This is a genomic window from Sporosarcina trichiuri (genome assembly GCF_030406775.1).
GTDB lineage: Bacteria > Bacillota > Bacilli > Bacillales_A > Planococcaceae > Sporosarcina > Sporosarcina trichiuri.
The window spans coordinates 2666584-2687640 of sequence record NZ_CP129119.1 but is presented as its reverse complement, the minus strand read 5'-3'; the positions used below and the strand labels follow the sequence as shown (position 1 = coordinate 2687640).

General features: G+C 54.0%; 20 protein-coding genes and 5 tRNA genes. 3 read left to right on the top strand and 22 right to left on the bottom strand.

From position 1 onward, the window contains the following. Position 1: 1 nt before the first annotated feature. The 13 genes from QWT68_RS13570 to QWT68_RS13510 all read right to left on the bottom strand — a co-directional run bounded on the left by QWT68_RS13570 (position 2) and on the right by QWT68_RS13510 (position 10757). Positions 2-1603, bottom strand: coding sequence for a diguanylate cyclase (locus tag QWT68_RS13570; protein ID WP_040285525.1), 1602 nt, complete (start codon positions 1601-1603; stop codon positions 2-4). Positions 1604-1708: 105 nt separating this feature from the next. Then, positions 1709-3058, bottom strand: a complete 1350-nt coding sequence (glmM, locus tag QWT68_RS13565; RefSeq protein WP_040285524.1) for a phosphoglucosamine mutase — start codon at positions 3056-3058, stop codon at positions 1709-1711. 39 nt (positions 3059-3097) lie between these two features. Then, complete coding sequence (locus QWT68_RS13560) at positions 3098-4471, bottom strand: CdaR family protein (protein ID WP_290148648.1); 1374 nt, start codon at positions 4469-4471, stop codon at positions 3098-3100. Further along, positions 4464-5303: a diadenylate cyclase CdaA gene (gene cdaA / locus QWT68_RS13555; RefSeq protein WP_040285523.1), complete on the bottom strand. Its 840-nt coding sequence runs from the start codon at positions 5301-5303 to the stop codon at positions 4464-4466. The genes QWT68_RS13560 and cdaA overlap by 8 nt, the downstream gene beginning before the upstream one ends. A gap of 133 nt (positions 5304-5436) precedes the next feature. Then, complete coding sequence (locus tag QWT68_RS13550; RefSeq protein WP_040285522.1) at positions 5437-6075, bottom strand: anti-sigma factor family protein; 639 nt, start codon at positions 6073-6075, stop codon at positions 5437-5439. 11 nt (positions 6076-6086) lie between these two features. Further along, on the bottom strand, positions 6087-6650 hold the full coding sequence (gene sigW, locus QWT68_RS13545; RefSeq protein ID WP_040285521.1) for an RNA polymerase sigma factor SigW: 564 nt from the start codon (positions 6648-6650) through the stop codon (positions 6087-6089). 213 nt (positions 6651-6863) lie between these two features. Next, entirely contained in the window at positions 6864-7772 is a 909-nt protein-coding gene (gene rocF, locus QWT68_RS13540; protein ID WP_290148646.1) for an arginase, read from the bottom strand. Between the two features lie 92 nt (positions 7773-7864). After that, a complete protein-coding gene (locus QWT68_RS13535) occupies positions 7865-9961 on the bottom strand; it encodes an EAL domain-containing protein (RefSeq protein ID WP_290148644.1) in 2097 nt (698 codons plus the stop codon). A gap of 213 nt (positions 9962-10174) precedes the next feature. Continuing rightward, positions 10175-10249 (bottom strand) — tRNA-Gln (locus QWT68_RS13530). Between the two features lie 85 nt (positions 10250-10334). Next, positions 10335-10419, bottom strand: a tRNA-Tyr gene (locus tag QWT68_RS13525). A gap of 68 nt (positions 10420-10487) precedes the next feature. Then, positions 10488-10562, bottom strand: a tRNA-Glu gene (locus QWT68_RS13520). Positions 10563-10593: 31 nt separating this feature from the next. Next, a tRNA-Thr gene (locus QWT68_RS13515) sits at positions 10594-10669 on the bottom strand. Positions 10670-10682: 13 nt separating this feature from the next. After that, a tRNA-Asn gene (locus tag QWT68_RS13510) sits at positions 10683-10757 on the bottom strand. A gap of 258 nt (positions 10758-11015) precedes the next feature. Between QWT68_RS13510 and QWT68_RS13505 the strand changes: the two genes are divergently transcribed. Beyond that, the gene (locus QWT68_RS13505) at positions 11016-11597 is read left to right on the top strand and encodes a polysaccharide deacetylase family protein (RefSeq protein WP_290148643.1); all 582 of its coding nucleotides are present in this window, start codon (positions 11016-11018) and stop codon (positions 11595-11597) included. A gap of 38 nt (positions 11598-11635) precedes the next feature. On the opposite strand, the gene QWT68_RS13500 is transcribed toward QWT68_RS13505, so the two are convergent. After that, positions 11636-12313, bottom strand: a complete 678-nt coding sequence (locus tag QWT68_RS13500; protein WP_040285517.1) for a KinB-signaling pathway activation protein — start codon at positions 12311-12313, stop codon at positions 11636-11638. A 139-nt stretch (positions 12314-12452) separates the two neighbouring features. On the opposite strand from QWT68_RS13500, the gene gerD reads away from it, so the two are divergent. After that, positions 12453-13052, top strand: a complete 600-nt coding sequence (gene gerD, locus QWT68_RS13495; RefSeq protein ID WP_040285669.1) for a spore germination lipoprotein GerD — start codon at positions 12453-12455, stop codon at positions 13050-13052. Positions 13053-13069: 17 nt separating this feature from the next. Here gerD and QWT68_RS13490 read toward each other — a convergent pair whose 3' ends face one another. The 5 genes from QWT68_RS13490 to QWT68_RS13470 form a co-directional block, all read right to left on the bottom strand. After that, a complete protein-coding gene (locus QWT68_RS13490) occupies positions 13070-14125 on the bottom strand; it encodes an Mrp/NBP35 family ATP-binding protein (protein WP_040285668.1) in 1056 nt (351 codons plus the stop codon). Positions 14126-14208: 83 nt separating this feature from the next. Further along, complete coding sequence (locus tag QWT68_RS13485) at positions 14209-14922, bottom strand: N-acetylmuramoyl-L-alanine amidase (RefSeq protein ID WP_290148641.1); 714 nt, start codon at positions 14920-14922, stop codon at positions 14209-14211. Positions 14923-15019: 97 nt separating this feature from the next. Further along, positions 15020-15316, bottom strand: coding sequence for a rhodanese-like domain-containing protein (locus tag QWT68_RS13480; protein WP_040285515.1), 297 nt, complete (start codon positions 15314-15316; stop codon positions 15020-15022). Positions 15317-15380: 64 nt separating this feature from the next. Then, positions 15381-16214: a mechanosensitive ion channel family protein gene (locus QWT68_RS13475; RefSeq protein ID WP_290148639.1), complete on the bottom strand. Its 834-nt coding sequence runs from the start codon at positions 16212-16214 to the stop codon at positions 15381-15383. A gap of 107 nt (positions 16215-16321) precedes the next feature. Continuing rightward, positions 16322-17569 carry a mechanosensitive ion channel family protein gene (locus tag QWT68_RS13470; RefSeq protein ID WP_290148638.1) on the bottom strand — a complete coding sequence of 416 codons (1248 nt, stop codon included), beginning with the start codon at positions 17567-17569 and terminating at the stop codon, positions 16322-16324. A 341-nt stretch (positions 17570-17910) separates the two neighbouring features. Between QWT68_RS13470 and QWT68_RS13465 the strand changes: the two genes are divergently transcribed. Then, positions 17911-18840: a nuclease-related domain-containing protein gene (locus QWT68_RS13465; protein WP_052461659.1), complete on the top strand. Its 930-nt coding sequence runs from the start codon at positions 17911-17913 to the stop codon at positions 18838-18840. A gap of 436 nt (positions 18841-19276) precedes the next feature. On the opposite strand, the gene rpsI is transcribed toward QWT68_RS13465, so the two are convergent. The 3 genes from rpsI to truA all read right to left on the bottom strand — a co-directional run bounded on the left by rpsI (position 19277) and on the right by truA (position 21044). Further along, positions 19277-19669, bottom strand: a complete 393-nt coding sequence (rpsI, locus tag QWT68_RS13460) for a 30S ribosomal protein S9 (protein ID WP_040285512.1) — start codon at positions 19667-19669, stop codon at positions 19277-19279. Positions 19670-19689: 20 nt separating this feature from the next. Next, the gene (gene rplM / locus QWT68_RS13455; protein WP_040285511.1) at positions 19690-20127 is read right to left on the bottom strand and encodes a 50S ribosomal protein L13; all 438 of its coding nucleotides are present in this window, start codon (positions 20125-20127) and stop codon (positions 19690-19692) included. A gap of 170 nt (positions 20128-20297) precedes the next feature. Then, a complete protein-coding gene (truA, locus tag QWT68_RS13450) occupies positions 20298-21044 on the bottom strand; it encodes a tRNA pseudouridine(38-40) synthase TruA (RefSeq protein WP_290148636.1) in 747 nt (248 codons plus the stop codon). Positions 21045-21057 lie beyond the last annotated feature (13 nt).

The following is a 21057-nucleotide window of genomic DNA, read 5'->3' as shown; positions in this document are numbered from 1 at the left end:
GTTAAAACATCCGGGACGCCAAATTCTGGATACGCGCCAGCATATCTTTATTCCGGAATGGCTTCGTCAAGTAATCGTCTGCGCCGAGTGCAAGGGCTTCCTTTATGTCTTCTTCGCTGGCCCTCGCTGTCATCATCGAGACAAGGACGTTGTTCAGCTCCGAGCGTTTCTTGAGCTGCTCGAGCACCTCCAGTCCATCCATTCCCGGCATGACACCATCCAGCAGGATGATGAAATTCGTATCTTCATCATACCAATCCGTCCTAAGGAAGGTGACGCCGTCTTCGAACAGGCGTACCGACAGCTCGATGTCCGGCAGACGCCACTGGGCCAGCTGCTCTTCCAGCATGGTACGGATCAGCAAGTCATCATCGATAATGATGACCTGCAGTTTCCGTTTCACTTGTGCCGTTCCGCTTTCATAAACAGCCGTCCGGTTGCGGCCCGACCGCTTCGCTTCATACAGTGCCTGGTCCGCTTCAATCAGAAGGGTCTCGAGCTCGTGTGTATATTCGGCGATGCCCGCAGAGAACGTCACCGAGAAGGAGCCGCCCGCTGCTTCGAATTCCTGTTCGTTGAACGCCGTATGCAGCCGCTCCGCGAAGGTGTAAGCTTCGCCTTTGTGACCGTTGACCAGGATGACGAATTCCTCACCGCCAAACCGGAAGATGCTGTCGGTCTCCCGCTTTTCCGTTTTCGCGATATCGCTGAACCGCCGGAGCACCTCATCCCCCGTATGATGGCCGTATGTATCATTGACGTGCTTGAAGTGATCGAGATCCACCATGACGACGGAAAATGGATCCCCTGTCCGTTCATGTACGCGGAGTGCATGGTCCAGCATCTCCGTCAGCCGCTTCCGGTTCCCTGCGCCAGTCAGGCCGTCCGTCGTGATGGACTGACTGATTTTTTTCCGCAGCATATCCCGGTTGAACAAGTATGGCAGGAACAGTGTCAGATCGAGCGGCTTCTGGATGAAATCCATCATTCCGGATCTGTATGCTTCTATCATGATCTTATTTGTCTGCTCACTGCTCATGAGCATCGAGATGACATGCCGGTCGTTCGCTGTATCGCGGATTTTTCCGAATAGCTCGGTACCTGTCATATCAGGCAGCTGCATATCAATCATAAGCATATTCGGTTTCATGTCGTAAAATTGCTGAATACCGCGCATACCGTTCATGGCCACCAGGACCTGGGCGCCCAGCTGTTCGAGCAGGTCTTTGACAAACGAGACGAACTCCAGATCATCGTCGATCACCAGGACGAATGTATTGCGGTCGAACCGTTCGGAATAGACTGCCGGTATCAGACTGCCCCGGTCCTTTTTTTCATTGCCCGCTGCCAGCAGCCTGATATTCTTCTTGAAGTTTTTCAGAGAGGACACGGGTATGCTCGCGTCATCATCTTTTGACAGGATCTCCAGGTGCGCGCTGCAGAACTCCGCCAGATCCGTCAGACCGATCGTTCCTGATGTACCTTTCAATGTGTGCAGGAATGCATACAATTCAGATTCGCTGACTGTTTTTTGCACACTCCATTTCGTGAAGGCCGTCTCTATTTTTTCAGTTAGCAGTTTTTGATACTTCCCATAGTCCATGCAAACACCCCCCATCCCCGACAAGCACCTGGACGACTCTGTCTGTATAGAAGAAAACTGAAGTCCTGTATGATTCCCCCGGACTTCAGTTCAAGCCTTGCTGTATTACTCCGTACCCATTTCCTGCTTCACGACATTGACGATCCGGTTGCTGTAGCTCTCGCATGCATCTTCTGTCGGCGCTTCCACCATGACCCGGACGAGCGGCTCCGTTCCGGACGGACGGACGAGCACGCGTCCCTCGCCGGACATTTCCCGTTCAACTTCCGTGATGATCGCAGCGACTTTTGCATTGTCCGTCACGCGGTGTTTATCGGTGACACGGACGTTGACGAGTTTCTGAGGGAAGATGGTCATCCCTTTCGTCAATTCGGACAGTTTCTTGCCGGTCCGTTTCATGATGCTGACGAGCTGCAGTCCTGTGATCAGGCCGTCTCCGGTCGTGTTGTAGTCCAGCAGGACAATATGGCCGGACTGTTCGCCGCCGAAATTGTAGTTGTTCTTCCGCATCTCTTCCACGACATAACGGTCGCCGACAGCCGTCTGGGCGCTGTGCATGCCGTTGTCTTCGAGTGCTTTGTAGAAGCCGAGGTTGCTCATCACGGTCGAGACGATCGTGTCTGAATTCAGTGCACCTTTCGAACGGAGGTAGCTGCCGATCACATACATGATCTGGTCACCGTCGACAATTTCCCCGGTCTCATCGATTGCGATGACCCGGTCCCCGTCACCGTCGAATGCAAGGCCGATCTGCGCCCCTTTTTCCACGACCAGTCTGGCGAGCTGCTCAGGATGTGTTGAGCCGACTTCATCATTAATGTTGAGACCATTCGGGGAAGTCCCCATCGTCGTGAGATCTGCTTCCAGATCAGCAAAGACATGCGTGGCGATCGTCGATGTCGCACCGTGTGCACAGTCAAGAGCGATATGCATATCTTCGAAATCACCGTCAATCGTCTGCTTCAAGTATTGGATGTATTTCTGGCAGCCTTCAAAGTATTCCGTGATTGTTCCGACTTCTCCGCCAACCGGACGCGGCAGTGTATCCTCTTCGGCATTCAGCAGCTCTTCGATTTCAGATTCCAGCTGATCGGACAGTTTGAAGCCGTCTGAACCGAAGAACTTGATGCCGTTATCTTCAACAGGGTTGTGGGACGCGGAAATCATGACGCCGGCCTGCGCATTCATGGCTCTTGTCAGATACGCGACACCCGGTGTGCTGATAACGCCAAGGGTCATCACTTCGACGCCTGTTGACAGCAGACCTGCGGTAAGCGCGCTTTCGAGCATCTGTCCGGAAATACGGGTGTCTTTTCCGACGAGCACACGGGCTCCGTCCGAAGAATGCTGTGTCAGGACGTATCCGCCGAACCGCCCCAGTCTGAAAGCAAGTTCAGGTGTCAATTCCTTGTTCGCGACGCCTCGTACACCGTCCGTACCAAAATACTTAGTCATTTTCATTCTCCCTTTCGATCCTATCCTTTGTTCGTTCTATTATACTTGCTCAATCCGTATGGTGACTTCTTTGAAACCGACCTCAACCTGTATACCCGGAGGGACCTGTATCGTAATCCCCGCAGTGTGTTCACCTGCTGTTGTTATGGAACTGGCATCTGCTGTGATGCTGATGTCCGTTTCCTCCAAGGCAGCGATTGCCTGTTCTTCCCCTGTCAGCGTCACGGCAGCTGCACCGTCTGCTGGCTTGCTGATGGTACCGCTGAACTGTTTATCCAATCCTTGTATGCCAATAGGGATATTGGTGAATTTTTTCGTTTTTTTTTGTGAGGCGGCTTCCTGCTCTGCAGCAGAACCGGCTCCTGCAGGTTCTTCGCCTGCAGCTAAATCCGAGCTGTTTTCTTCCTGATTGGAAACGGCAGCGGCCTCTTCATCGGCCTGCCCCGGTTCGTCCTCGGTGTCTGCGGCGTCTCCATCCACCTGGACGTCAATGGTAATATCGACTTTGTCCTTCGACAGCTTGGAGATCCCTTTCGGCTTTTCCAGTCCGACCGTCTGTTTGCCGTTTCCTGAAATCTTGCTGAGGTCCACGCTCGCCGTCACCTGCTCGACGGCATCAACCGCTTTTCGGGGTCCATAGACGCTGACCGTCTTTTCGTCGGAGGTCAGTGAGTTGACCGTAATTCCCTTCTTAGGCTCCCCGGTCTGTTTTACAACAACAGGAACTTCCTTATGATACGCTTCCACGTCGACCTTCACGGTCACTTCCTCCGGTTCGATCGTGACATTCAGTTTGTTGAGATCCCTGTCCAAGACCCGGACCCGTCCGACCTGCTCGAACGACTTGCTGATCTCCTCTTCCCCCGTGACGGATACTTTGACAAAGCTGATCGCTTCCACCGCACTTTTCGCACCTGTCACTTCAATTGTCGACGGTTCCACTTCCATGTTCACCAGCGTGTAGTCTTCCGCGAGCATTTTGTCATTCAATTCGGGGTCCACCCGGAAGGACTTCGATATCTTCTCTTCAATATTGACGTTGATGGTGGCGGGCTCCAAGTGTACTTCCAGCTTATCCGACAGGTTTTCGTGCTGGATCTGGACCGTGTGGCTGCCCAGCGTCATGCTCCGCAAGTCGACTTTCAGTGCGAAGTCCTTCATCAGTTTCGTGGACTGCACGAGACTCGCCGGCCCTTTGATGGTCATGTTGACTGTTTCAGGCACACCGGTGACGACATAGTTTTCGTTATCGTAATAGACTTCCACAGGGACGTCGCGGATCATGTCCACCGAATCCCCTGTGCTCGCAAGCGAAGAGCTCTCCATCTCGGCACGGACGGAAAAAAACAGGAAGAGCGCCAGGGCGAGTGCCGTAAGCCGTAAAAACCAGGGACTGTCCATGAATTTATCCATTTTTCCGTTTCCCCCATTTCCAGATGGAGTTGACGCCGAGTGCTGACGCCGTATCACCGAACCACGCGAGACGGACGATCCGTTCAAATTCCTCCATCGTCACATTCCGGTTGATCTCCCCGTCGATCGTGACGCTGACGGCTCCCGTCTCTTCCGACACGACGATCGTGAAGGCATCCGTCACTTCGCTGATCCCAAGTGCCGCCCGGTGCCGTGTCCCGAGTTCTTTTGAAATGAACGGGCTTTCGGACAACGGCAGGTAACAGGCAGCAGCAGCTATCTTGTTTTTCTGCACGATGACAGCGCCATCATGCAAAGGCGTGTTCGGAATGAAGATATTGATGATCAGCTCGGATGAAATATCCGAGTTCATCGATATGCCTGTCTCGATATATTCACTGAGACCCGTTTCCTTCTCAACGGAGATCAGCGCTCCGATCCGGCGTTTCGCCATGTAGCTGACCGACTTGGTGAACGCATCGATCAGACGGTCGCGTTCCTCTTCCTCCTGCATCTGCGTGCGCGCAAACAGACGGCCGCGTCCCAGCTGTTCGAGCGCGCGCCGGAGTTCCGGCTGGAAGATGATGATGATTGCGAGGAATCCCCATGTCAGCACCTGTTCGACCATCCACTTCAGCGTATCGAGACCGAGGAGATCGGTCAGGATCCTGACGATCAGGATGACGAAGATCCCTTTCAGGAGCTGGACCGCTTTCGTTCCTTTGATGATTGTGATGAGCTTATAAACCACAAACCAGACGAGAAGCACATCCAAAATGGATTTCAATACTTCCACTGCGTTCATATCTGTGATCATTCCCCAATCCGGCATGCGCTTCCCCTACCTTTACAGACAAATTTCCAATGTATGTTCAGTATACCATACAGCTCTTGCGGTATTGTATTCAGACGGTGCAGTCCCAATGTAAGTTCCGCGAAAAAACCGACAGGCCCATGCCCGTCGGTCAGTCTGAATCCGGTTGTTCCGTCTCCTCAGGAACAAGCCCTTTGAATGCGGTTTTGATTTTGTACCAGAGCCAGTCGAACAGCTTATCGATTTCCTCAATATTGCCAGTCACGACTGCTGTCGATGCCATATACTTCTCTCCGCGGATAACGGTGACATTCCCGTCGACTTCCCCTTCGATCCGCAGGTCGCCGTTCTTGACGACCACATCCCCTTTGACAACCTCTCCTGCCGGTACGACGACAGTGTCGCCCTCAATGACAAGATTCGGCTGCATAGTGACGACTAGCTGCTCACTTGTATTATAACTGGAGAAGAGGGCTGCACTCATCAGGATCAGGAACAGTGCGGCAGCCGAGAGCATCGGATGCTTGCGGAGCCAGCGGCTGGCAGCGGACCTCTTCTTAGCTGTGGTCTCCGGCAGGCGGGCCATAACCCCTTCGGCAAACCCTGCTGGTGCCTTGATCGGCTCAGCCAGCCCGAGAAAAGCTGCAGTGCCGCTCAGTTCATCGAAAAGCCGGCTGCATTCTTCGCAGTCTTCCAGATGTTCATGCAGTTCTCGTTCATGCTCAGGTGCAATCTCTCCATCCAGGTACTCGTGCATGTACTGGACAACTTCTATTGGACATTTAGTCATCCTTACCCCTCCTACATTGTACCCATCTGTTTTCGTAAAGCTTCCCGTCCTCGGTGCACGCGTGTTTTTACGGTGCCGAGCGGGATATCCAGTATGTCCGCAATCTCCTGAAGCGGCAGTTCCTCCATATAGCGGAGCGTGATGACGGACCGGTATTTTTCCGGCAGCCGGCCGATTTCATACTGGACCCGCTCCTGGGTTTCCATCCGTTCCACTTCCTCATCGGGAAGCTCCTCGGATGCCGCAATCTGGGAGTACATATCCAGCCCTTCCGTTCCCGGGACCTGCGCATCCAGTGAATAATCCGGTTTCTTCTTCCGGATGCGGTCAATGCAGAGATTGGTCGCAATCCGGAAAATCCATGTGGAGAATTTCCGTTTTTGGTCGAACGTATGCAAATTGGAGTACGCGCGGACGAACGCTTCCTGCGCGATGTCCTGTGCCTCTTCCCGGCTGCCGAGCATCCGGTAGCAGACGTGGTACAGACGGTGCTGGAACAGCAGTACTATTTCTTCAAAGGCATCCTGGTTTCCTTTCAGCACTTCATTTATCCGTTTATTGATCAATTCATCCAACGACTCTCATCCTCCGCTTCTTCTGCGGCTGTCCCTTCCTATACGGGCGAAGGGGTCAACAGGTTTCATTCATGTTGAATTTAGTTTACCAAATTTCCTGCTGGATTTCTCTGTTATTTCTAAAGCTCGTTGAAATAGAAAAAAGGCTGCCCGCTGACGTCACATTTTTGTGACGCCGGGCAGCCTGTATTTATAAGGATCCGTCTAGCCTGCTTATAGAAGCTTTTCACCGAACAGTGAGCCGATGAGTCCGACGGCCACGTCCGCTGTCGCATTTTTGTCATCCAGGATCGGGTTCACTTCCACGAATTCCGCTGACGTCAGCAGGCCCGAGTCCTGAAGCATCTCCATCGCCAGATGACTTTCACGGTAGCTGATACCGCCCGGCACCGGCGTTCCGACACCCGGTGTGTACAGTGGGTCCAGGCCGTCGAGATCCAATGACAGATGCAGTCCGTCAACGCTGCGGGATTTCAAGTAGTCGATCGCTTCGTTCATGATCGCTGTCATCCCATCCCGATCGATTTCATGCATCGTGAAGACTTTGATGCCCAGTTCTTTGATGAGCGCCCGTTCCCCCGGATCCACCGACCGTGCACCGATGATGACGACGTTTTCAGGCTTTATCTTCTGACCGTCTTGGTACAGGTTGACGAGACGCTCGTGACCGATCCCGAGACTTGCCGCGAGCGGCATGCCGTGGATGTTGCCGGATGGCGATGTCTCACTTGTGTTGATGTCCGCATGGGCGTCATACCAGATGACACCTAGATTGCTATAGTGATCGGCCAGACCGGCAAGCGTACCGATCGCCATGCTGTGGTCGCCTCCGAACACGAGCGGGAACCGCTTTGACGACACGATCGCCGCCACCCGTTCCGCCAGTTCAGTACAGGCAGCCGTGACTTCCTCCAGATTCTTCAGACCGCTCGTCTCCTGTCCGACGCGTTCGCCGACTGGGACATTGACGTCTCCTGTGTCTGTCACATCATGCCCGATCGCTTCCAATCGCTGTTGGGCACCTGCATAGCGGATGGCACTCGGCCCCATATCCACGCCTCTTCGGCTCTGACCGTAATCAAGCGGCATGCCGAGCAGTGAAATGTTCAGTTGCTGTTCCATAATTCGTTCCCCCCGGAATATTCTTTGTCTGTCGCTTTCATTGTAGCGTCTTCAGACAAATGGCTCAACCGCGCATTTTCAAGCATATTTATTCACTTAGCGGTGTCCGGTTTCCGTACGAGCCCGAATGCTTCCGTCTCCGGCAGCGGCCGGCTGTAATAATAGCCCTGCCCTTCCCGGCAGCCGAGCCGCTTCAGGATGGCTGCCTGTTCTGCCGTTTCGACGCCTTCAGCGATGACGTTCAGTCCCGCCGTATCCGCCATGGTGACGATCGCCTGGATGATGGCACGGCTGTTCTCACTTGTCTCGACGTCCCGCACGAACGACATATCAATTTTCAGGGTTTCTGCAGGGAATTCACGAATATAACTGAAAGAGCTGAATCCCGTCCCGAAATCATCGATGGATACGCCAAATCCCAGGCTCCTTAGCTGCCGCAGCGAAGATCCCATCTCCAGCCGATCCGCGAACGCACTTTCCGTCACTTCCATTTCGATCAGATGCGGGTCGATCCCGGTCCGCTTCGCCAGCTTCTCCACGAAAGCGATGAGCCCCGGACTTTCCAGATGAACGGCCGAAAGGTTGACTGCCAGCGTGACAGGCCGGACGGTTTGACCCTGCAATGTCTTAGCTTTCATGAACACTTCTTCGAGAATCCATTCACCGAGGGGGATGATCACTTTCGTCTCTTCGGCAATTCCGATAAATTTGCCGGGCGGAATTCTCCCGAGATCCGGGTGCTCCCACCTGACCAGCGCTTCGAATCCGACAATATATCCGTTCGTCAAGTCGACCTTCGGCTGGTATTCCAAGACGAAGTGCTTTTCTTTCACACTTTTCCTCAATTCGTTCTCGAGAATGATCCGGTCCAGGGACTGGGTGTACATATCCGCCGTGAAGATTGCGAATCCGGAGCCGCCCTGGATTTTAACGGACTGCATGGCCTGCTCGGTCGTCGTCATCAGACCGGGGACTTCCACAGCATGTTCAGGAAACATGGACAGCCCGCAGCTGACGGATGGATTGTACAAATTCCCGGCTACTTCCACCGGCTCTTCCAGCAGCTGATGAATGGCCTCTGCCTGTGCGTACAGCCCTTCTTCCGACTCTCGGCTGTTCAGGACAAACGCGAATTCATCGCCCGCTGTCCTGCCGCAGATCGAACCCTGCAAATGTCCCGTAAGCCGTTCCGCCATTATCTTCAGTATGTCATCGCCCGTATCATGACCGAACGTTTCATTGGCATACCGCAGTTTATCGATATTCACATAGACAAGACCTAAACTCCGGCCTGAGTGCTTCGCCTGTTCCAGCTCCCTGAACAGCTCTTTCAGGAAGGCCCGCCTGTTCAGCAGACCAGTGAGCTGATCTGTCGATGCCAGATCATGGATCAGGAGCTCCTGTTCACGCTCCGCGGTCACGTCATGGAACGACAGCACGCTGCAGTCCTTGAACTGCCCTTCCGTCTGGACGCGGGCCAGTTTTCCGCTCATCTGAAGAATTTCCTGGCCGGCGGAACGGAGCCGGAATTCCGCATCCTGCCGGTATCCTGCTTCAGCAGATGAATGAGCTGCCGCAGCCTTCAGGAACCGTGCTTCTTCCGTCGGCATATGATCTAGCAATTCGGGAGTGTTTGAACCAAGCAGCTTCTCAAGTGACGGGGAACAATACTGGGTGCATCCATGCCGGTCGAGCACAGCGACAAAGTCTCCGGCATCCTGTGTGATCAGCTTGTACAGTTCCAATTGTTTCTGCAGTGCCGCCTCATTGTTTTTCTTATCGGTTATATTGTGCCGGATGGAGATGTATTGAACAGGGATGCCCCGCTCATTCAAGAACGGGACGATCGTTGTATCCACCCAATACAGCGCACCACCCTTGGCCCGGTTGCAGATCTCACCGCGCCAGATCCGGCCGCTGCCGATTGTCCGCCACATGTCCTTGAAGAAGTCGGGCGGATGATAACCGGAATTGACAATCGACTGGTTGGCACCGAGCAGCTCGTCCACTGGATACTTCGAAAGTCTTGAGAAAAAGTCATTCGCATACAGAATCGTCCCCGTCCGGTCCGTGACAGCGACTATCGCTGAATTGTCGAGGGAATAGACGATGTCATTCAGCAGCTGTTCGGTTGAACCGTGCTGCAGAGACTCGCTGATGTTTCGGATCATATCATGGTGTCTGGTCATACAGCGCCTCTTTCATCCAGAATACCTGGTGTTTTTATGAGTAATCCATTAATCCGGAAAGACAAAAAATCCTTTCTCCCTGTATGGAGAAGGATAGTTACTATACAGTATAGATATCGGCATCTCAGCTATACATTCCATTGCTGAGCAGCTGAAAGTCTCTTCAGAAGCATGTATTTTTACATCTCATCAGGTGTGCCATGCAAGTAAAAGTGGCTGGGGTAGCTGGATTCGAACCAACGAGTGACGGAGTCAAAGTCCGTTGCCTTACCGCTTGGCTATACCCCAGTAATCAAAAAAAGCGGCTGTTCCCTGCACCTTTGTCCGGCACATTTAGAGAATACCCTTTTCTGCAGTTTTTATTCAAGTAAAATGGTGGTGGGGGACGGATTCGAACCGCCGAACCCGGAGGGAGCGGATTTACAGTCCGCCGCGTTTAGCCACTTCGCTACCCCACCATCTGAGTCGTCCTGAGCTGATAAGCGTGCATGGCAACATCGCTTATCGGTATGTAAAGGAACAAACATGGTGACCCCTACGGGATTCGAACCCGTGTTACCGCCGTGAAAGGGCGGTGTCTTAACCGCTTGACCAAGGGGCCGTTCTGGTATGTATACAGTCTGATTGCATTCTGGAGCTTCCAACCGGATTCGAACCGGTGACCTCTTCCTTACCATGGAAGCACTCTACCTGCTGAGCTATGGAAGCATGCGCATGGAAATGGCTCCGCAGGTAGGACTCGAACCTACGACCGATCGGTTAACAGCCGATTGCTCTACCACTGAGCTACTGCGGAATCATATGAATGTTATTTCAAAGACAAGAAAAATTATAACACAGTCGGACAGGAAAGCAAGCCTTTTCTGTACACACTGTCTTTTCCTCTTCAGGACTTTTACATAATAGCATGGGCCGCGCATACTGGTCAAGCCTTTCTCATACAGTACAGTAACCGAGTTGAAAGGAGCCCGCCGCGCTGAAAAGAATAGGTATCGCCATACTGGTCTGCATACTTCTTGTCATCCTCCTGCCTGCTGCAAACACTGCACCGAAAATGATTGATGTATTCCGCGCCGCGAGCGGACCGGATGTCATTGTCAAAGGAACAAAAGGCACCTCACTGACGATTGATCTGTCGTTCGGCGACGAGCCGGTCGAGGAATGGATCGCCGGGCTCTCGGCACCCTATCCGCTGCTGATGATCGATCCGGCCTGGGCAGAACGATTCCCCGATTCCGCACAGCTTATCAAGGAAAAAAACATACCGATCTCCCTTCTCGGTGAGCCCGGCGCCTCATATGAGGAAGACCCTGCCCGGTTCAACCGCCAGCTGGAACACTTCACCGGGATTTTCGAGAAGAAACCGCTCTGGTTCCGAACACAGGATGAGTACTTTCCGAAAGTCCTGAGAGATGTGCTGTGGGAAAAAGAGATCAACGCGTTAGGATCCTCCACCCGCTGGAGAGGCGGCGTCCTTCCTAAAGTGAAGGAAGGAGATATCATCGCCGTGTCACTCGACCGTCGTCAGCTGGTGTCCCTTGATGAAGTGAATGAGCTGCTCGCAAGCCGTCAGTTCCAATCCGTCGAAGACGTCCTGTTTACGGTGGACATCAAGACCAAAAAAATACCGGAATGAATAAAAGCGCACAATCCGCTGTGGATGTGCGCCTCTTGTCATTTCACTTTTACCGCTTTCTGTTTCCGACGCTCCGCTTTCCGGGCGTCGAGTTTCGCCTTATCTTCATCCGACTTCCGATTGTACTTCGGAAGCGCGAGAAGCTGATAGGCATTCACCGCCACGAGCGGGAACAGCATGATCGTCACCCATGTATCGACTTCGCCTTTACGCACCATCAGTGCAGGCAGCCATTCGAGCGTCGTGATGACGATCATGAAGAACAGCGCCGATATGAGGATATGTTTTTTCGTCCATTTCGCCTTGAACCACGCCGTCACTGCTGCAGTCCCGACAAGTACGAACAGAAGCACCATATAGAGCACAGTACGCCCGGTATCATCCGCAGTCAGACGGAAACGGAAAAAGACCAGGTCGAACAAAACGACAACAATCAGCAGCAGCTGCACCCAGTTCCACAATGTCAATGTCCGGAACAGGTTAACTCCGAATTGATGTACTGACAGATAGGCAAAAAAGCCCATCTGGGCAATGACACTCATCGTGAAGCCCAGGAAGATCATCCACAACAGTGCCCCGATGAATTGAAAAATCTCACCCGATGATAAGTATGAGTAGAAGAAATCCCAGCGTACGATCAAACCGACCAGACCGGTGATCCCGCCGCCGAGCAGCAGCGCGCGTAAAAAGAATTTTATCCAATTTCGTATAGTCACAACAGCGTTCCCCCGTTTTCCTTACTGTACCCAGTGTACCAGCGATTTCCCGAAAAATCTATTTCATTACACAGCGTTTGCATAATCGGCAGGAAGATGTGAACAATAATTGAAAAGCCTGCGGAGGGATCTTGCACTCATGAAAAAATTCACAGTATCTCTGCTTCCCGTCCTTCTGTTGACCGCCGCCTGCACGCAGCAGGCCAATCCCCCCTCGTACGATGAAACGAAAAAGATGATGACGGACGCCATCCAGACCGAAGAAGGGAAAAAAGCGATCCGTCAGCTTCTGACGGAAGAAGAATTCAGGAAACAGCTCGTACTGGAGCAGCCCGAAGTGACCGCCGCCATCGAAACCACCCTGCTGTCCGACGACGGAAAAACGTTCTGGAAACAGACGTTCGAGGATCCGAAATTCCAGAAAACCGTCGCAGAAAGCATGAAAGACCAGCAACAGGAGATCATGAAAGCACTCATGGACGATGCGTCTTTCCAGAAAGAACTGGAGGAGTTCTTCGGCACCCCGGATATGCAGAAGCAGCTTGAAAACATCCTGCATTCCGGTTCCTTGAAGAAAGAGTTCCAGAAAGCGATCGAGGAAACGATCCAGAGTCCGCTGCTCCAGGCCAAGTGGCAGGAACTCATCCTGCAGGCCGGCGAAGTGAAACCGACGGAAAAGGATAAAGGAAAAGACAAACAGGAAGGCCAGGACAAAGAAGAAAGCGGAGGGGGTCAGTAACCCGCTCCGCTTTTCCGTCATTTCTTCGTTTCACCGATCACTTTAGCAGCGATATCCAAGTATGTCTTTCCGATCGGGTGGTCCTCCGCATAGACGGAAGGGGCGAAGTCCTCTTCGTCCCAATCCGGCTGACCGAGCGGAATCTGGCCGAGCAATTCCGTACGGAGTTCTTCCGCCAGGCGCTTCCCTCCGCCCGAACCGAATACATATTCCTTTTCACCGGTCGTTTTCGATTCGAACCAGGCCATATTTTCGATGACACCGAGCAGGGCATGATCTGTCTGCAAGGCCATCGCTCCGGCCCGTGCGGCAACGAATGCAGCCGTCGGATGAGGGGTGGTCACGACGATTTCCTTGGATGCCGGAATCATCTGGTGGATATCGAGGGCGACATCCCCTGTGCCAGGCGGCAGGTCGAGGATCATGTAATCGAGATCCCCCCACTCGACGTCACGGAAAAACTGATCAAGCACTTTCCCGAGCATCGGTCCCCGCCAGACGACAGGGGCATTGTCTTCCACAAAGAAGCCCATCGAGATCATCTTGACGCCTTTCCGGTCCACCGGGATGATCCGGTCTCCGCGGATGACTGGGGATTCCGTGACGCCCATCATATCCGGTACACTGAATCCGTAGATGTCGGCGTCGATCAGGCCGACCTTCTTGCCTTGACGCGCAAGCGCGACTGCCAGGTTGACGGATACCGTCGACTTGCCGACGCCGCCTTTCCCGGATGCGATGGAGATGAACGTCACATCATTCAGCGGTGACAGCAGATCCTGCGCTTCCGCCGCGGTGGCTGTACCGCGGAACTTCTCGATCGCTTCCTGCGGGAGTTCCTCAAACCGGATGCCGACGGAATCGGCACCCGCTGCTTTCAACACTTCCACGACTTTCGACTGCAATGCCATCTGTTCGGCGGTGTTGATCTTTGCAATGGCCAATTTTACACTCACATGTTTTTTCTCGGACTTCAGCGACACACTGATGATGCCGCCTGTTTCCGCCAACGGTTTATGTAAAAAAGGATCGCTCAGTTTCCCGACGACTTCACGCATGTTCTCTTCTTTCATCAAAACGGAACACTCCTTAGAGGTTTAGTACATTCACCCCCAAGTATAGCACAATCGTCCGGATGCGTAAGGCGTTCGGCTCTTCAGTTCACTTCCATCGACTGATGCCGGACAATCCCGTCGACAATCGCATCCGCCACCTTTTTACGGTACGCCGGATCCGCGAGAAGCTTGTGCTCTTCCGGATTGGAGATGAAGCCCGTTTCCACGATGACCGAAGGGGTCTGGATATTCTTCAGTAAATAGATACCTTTGATTTTCATGGCTTCACGATCCGTGTTCTTCAGGCCATCCCGGAATGCGCCCTGGATCGACTTGGCAAGCGCCTCTCCGCCTTCATGGCCTTCCGGATGGTAGAACACCTGCGCGCCCCGCCACTGGGTCTGCGGGATGGCATTGACGTGGATGCTGACGAACACATCCGGCTCTTCCGTCTCCGCCAGTTTGACACGCATCTTCAAATCTTCGAACTTCCGGTCACGCAGAGAACTGAATTTCCGGTCCGGCGCATGCTCACCGATCGCGTCGCCCGCTTTCGTACGCGTCATGACGACTGTTGCGCCTTTCTGCTTCAGCCGTTTCTCGACCTCTTTCGAAATGGTCAGGGTAATATCGCTTTCGATCAGTTCGTCTGTCGAGGCGCCGCCATCCTCCCCGCCATGACCCGCATCCAGCAGCACCTTCACCCCTGCAAGTTCCGCAGGCATGAAGAACGCCCGGTCTGATGCTCTGACGCCCATCCATACCACACCCAGTGAACAGAACAACAATAAGCCGATAATGAGAATACGTTTCATAGGACACCGCCTTTTTCATCCACTATACGCAGGGGACGTCCGCGGTATGACCAAGCAAAAAGACGTCTCCCTGTTACGGGAAACGTCTTCTCCTGACTTATTCGATCGGCCCCTGCCAGCTCAGCATGCCGCCTGTCATGTTGGTGACATCGTAGCCCTGTTCTTCCAGAAACTCAGCTGCCCGGCCGCTGCGTCCGCCTGACCGGCAGATGATCGTATACGGCTTCGACTTATCGAGCTCCTCCATCCGGGCAGGGATCTCCCCGAGCGGGATATGGACAGCACCGGTGATTTTGCCGGTTGCGATTTCGTCAGCTTCCCGCACGTCGATCATGTTGACCTGCTGTCCTTCTTCCAATTTCGTTTCAAGCTCGCCAGCTGTGATTTCCTTCATGTACATACGCCTCCTGTACGTCAATATCCGTATTCTATCCGGAAACGGCGGATCCGTCCATGCATCAGCCCAGTTCCTCTGATTTGTGGATGACCTGATAGTTGAGCGGCAGTTCGATGCCGGCTTCGTCGAATGCGATCTTCATGGCTTTCAGCAGGTCGCGCTCACACTCCCACTGCAGACCGTTTTCGACCTGCCCGATGACACGCAGGACGACGTCGGTCCCCTGTATCGTCTGGACACCGATTGCGTTCGGGCCGTCTTTGAAGCGTTCGTCCTTCTGGAATTCATCACAGAGCTGTTCCAGGACGCCAATCGCCCGATCCACATCGTTGTAGTAACTGATCCCGATATCGACGAGCGCCCGCATGTGACCGCGCGAATGATTGGCGACGTTCTCGATGATCCGGTTCGGCAGGTAGTTCAGTGTCCCGTCGAAGGAACGGACTTTCGTCGTGCGAAGTCCGATCTCCTCGACAACGCCGTCGATCCCCGCCACTGTGACGTATTCATCCACCTCCATCTGCTGTTCCAGCAGGATGAAGAACCCGGTGACAACGTCGCTGACAAGCCCCTGCGCCCCGAACCCGATAGCCAGGCCGACGACACCGGCGCCGGCGATCAGCGGTCCGATATTAACACCGAGTATGGACAGCAGCGTGCCGATGAAGATGAAGATCGCCACGTAGGAGAAGATGTTGACGAGCAGCTTATCGAGTGTTTTCACGCGACCCGGTTTCGTTTTCCGGGACAGCGACATTTTCTGTATGGTCGCGCTGAGGATTTTCTTGCCGAGCGGCACGGCGATGGCGAAGACGACGATCAGGATGCCGACCTTGCCTGCTGTTTGCAGCAGCTTTTCCATATTAATGGGGATTTCATATCCGAATAGTTCCATTTGTTTCAGGTACCTCCCATGCTGGTGAGTGCATTTTATCAGCATAACGCACGGAGGCATGCCGTTTCAAGTGATAGGCCGCAGCGGTGCTTCCCGTCAAGCCGCCTTTATTCCATGTCCGTCGCAGACGGGCTAATCTGTTTCAGATCGCGGCCGGTTGGGCTCTGGAACAGCTCCAGGCCGAAATCGCCGATGACTGCAAAGAGATGATCGAAAATATCTGCCTGGATCGTCTCATAGACGGCAAACTCCGTCGTCTTGGCGAATGCATAAATTTCGATCGGCAGCCCGTCTTTGCCCGATGCGAGCTGACGCGCGATGAGGGGTGCCTCCTGGTCAATGTCCGGATGGTTGCGCAAGTACTGGATGATGTAGACACGGAACACGCCGATATTGGTCAGGGCACGTCCGTTGATGCTCGTGCCGTCCTGGATGCCGTGTGCGTCGTTGTACGCGGTGATTTCCTTCTCCCGGCTCTCGATATAGTCGGTCAGGATATCAATCTTCCGGAACCGATCGATCATAGCAGGCGTACAGAACCGGATGCTCGTCATGTCGATCGACAACGAACGCATCAAACGGCGGCCGCCGGACTCCAGCATTCCGCGCCAGTTCTTGAAGGAGCTGGAGATCAGCGCGTAACTTGGGATCATCGTCACCGTGCGGTCGAAATTCTGCACCATGACGGTGTTCAGCGAAATATCGATCACTTCCCCGTTCGCCTCGTAATTCGGCATCTCGATCCAGTCTCCTACACGCACCATGTCGTTTGCGGACAGCTGGATACCGGCAACAAGGCCGAGCAGCGAGTCCCGGAACACGAGCAGGAACACGGCGGACAGCCCGGCGATCCCGCTCAGCAGGATTGCCGGACTCTCCCCCATCCACCGGGCGATGACCGTGATGATGCCGACGATGATGACGACAAGTTTTGCGACTTGGATATAGCCTTTGATCGGCTTCGTCTTGGAGATGTCATACGTCTGGTATATATCATTCAGGACGCTGAGCAGGCGGCTGATCGCCACGAGTGTCACTGCGACGAGATACGTCAGCGCTGCCGTCTCGATCGCCTTCCGGTACGTCGGGAAGGCTGCGGCTGACCAATAGATGATCATCGCCGGCACCAGATGCGACAGCACGCGGAACACTTTGCGCCGAAGCAGGTATTCATCCCACCGGTAACGGTGCTTGCGCAAAATATGGGTCACCAGGCGGACCAGTATTTTCTGTGTGATGAAATTTGCAATCAGGCAGACGAGTGCAATGCTGCCGATCAGGATGACGAACGCCAGGAGCTCTGCCCAGGCTGCGTCGACCCCGTAGGCGAGCAGGCGGCTGCGGATAATGGTCATGGTGGTTCCTCCTGTTGCAGTAATTGTTCAGTCAGGGGTTGTCTTCCCTGTTTGGTGACGCCCTATGTCTGGAAAGCGGTCTCTCCTGTAAGGGACGTTCGGGAGGCGGTACGGTTTCCTGCCCGTGGTAGTGCGCAGGCAGGACTATTGCGCGTCGCTGTCGAACTCAGGGAGCAGGAACCTCTTCCCCTGGTTCCGTCCCCGGCGGCTCTGCCGCGGAAGTTCCCCCTCAACATTCTCTTCTCTCTCGTCCGTATTGCATCATAGGCTGTTCCGCCAGCTCTTTAGCGCGGATGATGCCAGCCGGCTATACTATCTGATGGAAAAGGAGTCTATCAAAGTTGATAAAACCAATTGAACGCAGCGGCGCCGCGACAGAATTGCGGTTGCTGGAACAGCTGCGGATCCGCGGGGTGCTCCCGGAGGACGGACTGCGGCGTGCAGCCCGCCTGTCGAAAGGGAACGCCGGCGAAGAGATGTTCGGGCGGCTGACCGCAAAGCTTCGCGGCGATGTCATCGTGCAGCATGATCTGTATCTGGAGCATGCCCAGTCCGCATTCCAGATCGATTCATTATTGATTTTAGAAAAAGGGATCCTGCTGTTCGAAGTGAAGAACTATGAAGGCGACTACGTGTATGAGGACGGAGCATTCCGGCTGCTCACCACCGGTCAGGAAATCCTCAATCCGCTGCACCAGCTGAGCCGCAGCAGGACTTTGCTGCAAGGCCTGATGAAAACCTGGAAGGCCGGGTTGCCCGTGACAGGATATATTGTCTTCGTTCATCCGCATTTCGCACTGTACCACGCGCCCACGGACTCTCCGATCGTACTGCCCGGCCAGCTGGAACGGTTCCTCGCCCGGCTTGACCTGGCGCCTTCCGTCCTCGGCCGAGCGCACCAGGAGCTGGCCGGACGGCTGCGGGCGCTCAGCCGGACCGACCGGCCGATGCCCCGGCTGCCCGCCTATACGCGGGACAAATGCCGGAAAGGAATTGCGTGTCCGCGCTGCTCCGCTTTCATGATCAGGGTCGGCCAGCGCACGCTGAGCTGCCCGGGTTGTACCTGGGGAGAGCCCGCCGAACACGGCATCCTGCGGAGTGTCCGCGAGCTGGCCCTGCTGTTCCCGGAAGACCGGATCACCACGGCGCGCGTGCATGAATGGTGTGCGGTGTTTGAATCGCCAAGCATCATCCGGCAAACATTGAAACGAAATTTCACTCCTTGCGGCGGCCGCAAGCACCGGTATTACGAAGTCAGAGACGACTCATAAGGACGTTCCTATTAGGCATGCGACCAGTTTTATTAACTGGTCGCATGCTATTTATATGTCATGATATCTCATGTGAAAGTAAACATACAACTACCTGTCTTCTTTTTGTATGAAGCTACCAGTAATCTACCCCTTCGTGCAATTAAGCGCACTCTTTCTGCATGAAGCCTTCGATGACCAGTGCCTTCGTGCAATTAAGCACTCTCTTTCTGCATGAAGCCTCCGGCGACCAGCGCCTTCGTGCAATTAAGCACTCTCTTTCTGCACGAAGCCTCCGGCAACCAGCGCCTTCGTGCAATTAAGCACCCTCTTTCTGCACGAATCAACCAGCGACCAACGCCTTCATGCAATTAAGCGCCCTCTCCCTGCACACTTTATCGATACAAAAAAACCCCCTCCCCGGCTCTGCCGGGGAGGGGGCTGCATATGCATATGATTAACGCTTCGAGAATTGTGGTGCGCGACGTGCGCCTTTGAGACCGTATTTCTTACGTTCCTTCATACGTGGGTCACGTGTGAGGAGACCGGCTGATTTCAAGGCCGGACGGAAGTCAGGGTCTACTGTGAGCAATGCACGGGCAACGCCGTGACGGATTGCGCCGGCTTGTCCTGTGTATCCGCCGCCACTTACGTTAACGTGGATGTCGTAGCTTCCCAATGTGTTTGTCGCAACAAGCGGCTGCTTGATGACATTGCGAAGTGTTTCGAATGGTACGTAGTCTTCTGCGTCACGCTTGTTGATGATGATCTTGCCTTCACCAGGTACCAAACGTACACGTGCTGTTGAACTTTTACGTCGGCCAGTGCCGATATATTGTACTTGTGCCAAAAGTGTTTCCTCCTCTTTAATTACCCGCGAAGCTCGTATGCTTCAGGTTTTTGTGCTGCATGAGTATGCTCCGCGCCTGCGAATACATGAAGTTTCTTCGCTGTCTGACGGCCAAGCGGTCCTTTTGGAAGCATGCCTTTGATAGCCAGTTCGAGCATCTTAGTCGGATAGTTCGTGCGCATTTCAAGTGCTGTACGCGACTTGATGCTGCCTGTGTATCCTGAGTGACGGTAGTATTTCTTGTCTTTCAGTTTGTTTCCTGTCAGCTGGATCTTTTCAGCGTTGATGATGATCACGTGATCACCAGTGTCCACGTGTGGTGTGAAAGTCGGTTTATGTTTACCGCGAAGCAGTGAAGCGACTTCTGAAGCAAGACGGCCAAGCGTCTGTCCTTCAGCATCGACAACGAGCCATTTACGCTCTACTTCGTGGCCTTTAGCCATGAATGTTGTACGCATAGTTTCAGTTCCTCCTAAATTAGGTTTCAGTCTGTTCCGTTTTCTCTATCCCTTGAACACAAATAAAGTTTCGGGGCTTTTTTGTGGGGTTATTGAAATACCATTGATTATCTTACCGGTTATCCCCAGCGAAGTCAAGAGAATTTGCATAAAACACCTGGAAAAGTTGCTTATTCCCCGTACGTTACGTTCATCAGATACAAACCGTGTGCCGGTGCAGTTTTGCCCGCCTGTTTCCGGTCGCGCGCCTCGAGGATCTCAGTGACGTGATGGGGCTCGTCCCAGCCGATCCCGACTGCATATAGCACGCCCGCAATCGTCCGGACCATGTTGTACAGGAACCCGTCTCCCTCAACCGTCATGAGCAGTTGGTCGCCCTGCTCCTCGATCTCAAGTTTCCGGATGGTCCTCACTTTCGAAGACGTCGCGGTCTTGGATGAACAGAAGCTCGTGAAATCATGCGTGCCAAGAAGACGGGCAGCCCCTTCGCGCATCCGCGCCGCGTCGGGATTCCACTTGCCGAGATGGACGGCATAGTTCCGCTCGAACGGACTCTGGATCGCCGTCCGCGTCCAGCGGTACTGATACGTCTTGCCTGTTGCGGAATAGCGCGCGTGGAACTCTTCTGGCACCACGGCGGCATCAATGACACGGATGTCTTTCGGCAGCAGTACGTTCAATGCCATCACCCACCGGTCATCCTCGAGGGACAGCGGTGTATCGAAGTGGATCACCTGCCCCCATGCATGGACGCCGGCATCCGTCCGGCCGCTTGCGACACTGTACACCGAATCGTCCTTATGCAGTTTGCGCAGGGCCTTATCGATATCCGACTGGACGGTCCGCTTGCCCGGCTGCGACTGATACCCCGAGAACAGGGTGCCGTCGTACGCGACAGTCGCCTTGATACGATTCATATGTTCCTCCTCC

Excerpts from the sequence above, each read along its gene's own strand:
- QWT68_RS13570 (WP_040285525.1), bottom strand. The coding sequence starts at position 1,603 with ATGGACTATGGGAAGTATCAAAAACTGCTAACTGAAAAAATAGAGACG.
- QWT68_RS13550 (WP_040285522.1), bottom strand. The coding sequence starts at position 6,075 with ATGACTAAATGTCCAATAGAAGTTGTCCAGTACATGCACGAGTACCTG.
- QWT68_RS13485 (WP_290148641.1), bottom strand. The coding sequence starts at position 14,922 with ATGAAACGTATTCTCATTATCGGCTTATTGTTGTTCTGTTCACTGGGT.
- rocF (WP_290148646.1), bottom strand. The coding sequence starts at position 7,772 with ATGGAACAGCAACTGAACATTTCACTGCTCGGCATGCCGCTTGATTAC.
- QWT68_RS13480 (WP_040285515.1), bottom strand. The coding sequence starts at position 15,316 with ATGAAGGAAATCACAGCTGGCGAGCTTGAAACGAAATTGGAAGAAGGA.
- QWT68_RS13490 (WP_040285668.1), bottom strand. The coding sequence starts at position 14,125 with ATGAAAGAAGAGAACATGCGTGAAGTCGTCGGGAAACTGAGCGATCCT.
- QWT68_RS13560 (WP_290148648.1), bottom strand. The coding sequence starts at position 4,471 with ATGGATAAATTCATGGACAGTCCCTGGTTTTTACGGCTTACGGCACTC.
- gerD (WP_040285669.1), top strand. The coding sequence starts at position 12,453 with ATGAAAAAATTCACAGTATCTCTGCTTCCCGTCCTTCTGTTGACCGCC.
- QWT68_RS13470 (WP_290148638.1), bottom strand. The coding sequence starts at position 17,569 with ATGACCATTATCCGCAGCCGCCTGCTCGCCTACGGGGTCGACGCAGCC.
- rplM (WP_040285511.1), bottom strand. The coding sequence starts at position 20,127 with ATGCGTACAACATTCATGGCTAAAGGCCACGAAGTAGAGCGTAAATGG.
- QWT68_RS13475 (WP_290148639.1), bottom strand. The coding sequence starts at position 16,214 with ATGGAACTATTCGGATATGAAATCCCCATTAATATGGAAAAGCTGCTG.
- QWT68_RS13505 (WP_290148643.1), top strand. The coding sequence starts at position 11,016 with ATGATTGATGTATTCCGCGCCGCGAGCGGACCGGATGTCATTGTCAAA.
- truA (WP_290148636.1), bottom strand. The coding sequence starts at position 21,044 with ATGAATCGTATCAAGGCGACTGTCGCGTACGACGGCACCCTGTTCTCG.
- QWT68_RS13535 (WP_290148644.1), bottom strand. The coding sequence starts at position 9,961 with ATGACCAGACACCATGATATGATCCGAAACATCAGCGAGTCTCTGCAG.
- glmM (WP_040285524.1), bottom strand. The coding sequence starts at position 3,058 with ATGACTAAGTATTTTGGTACGGACGGTGTACGAGGCGTCGCGAACAAG.
- cdaA (WP_040285523.1), bottom strand. The coding sequence starts at position 5,303 with ATGCCGGATTGGGGAATGATCACAGATATGAACGCAGTGGAAGTATTG.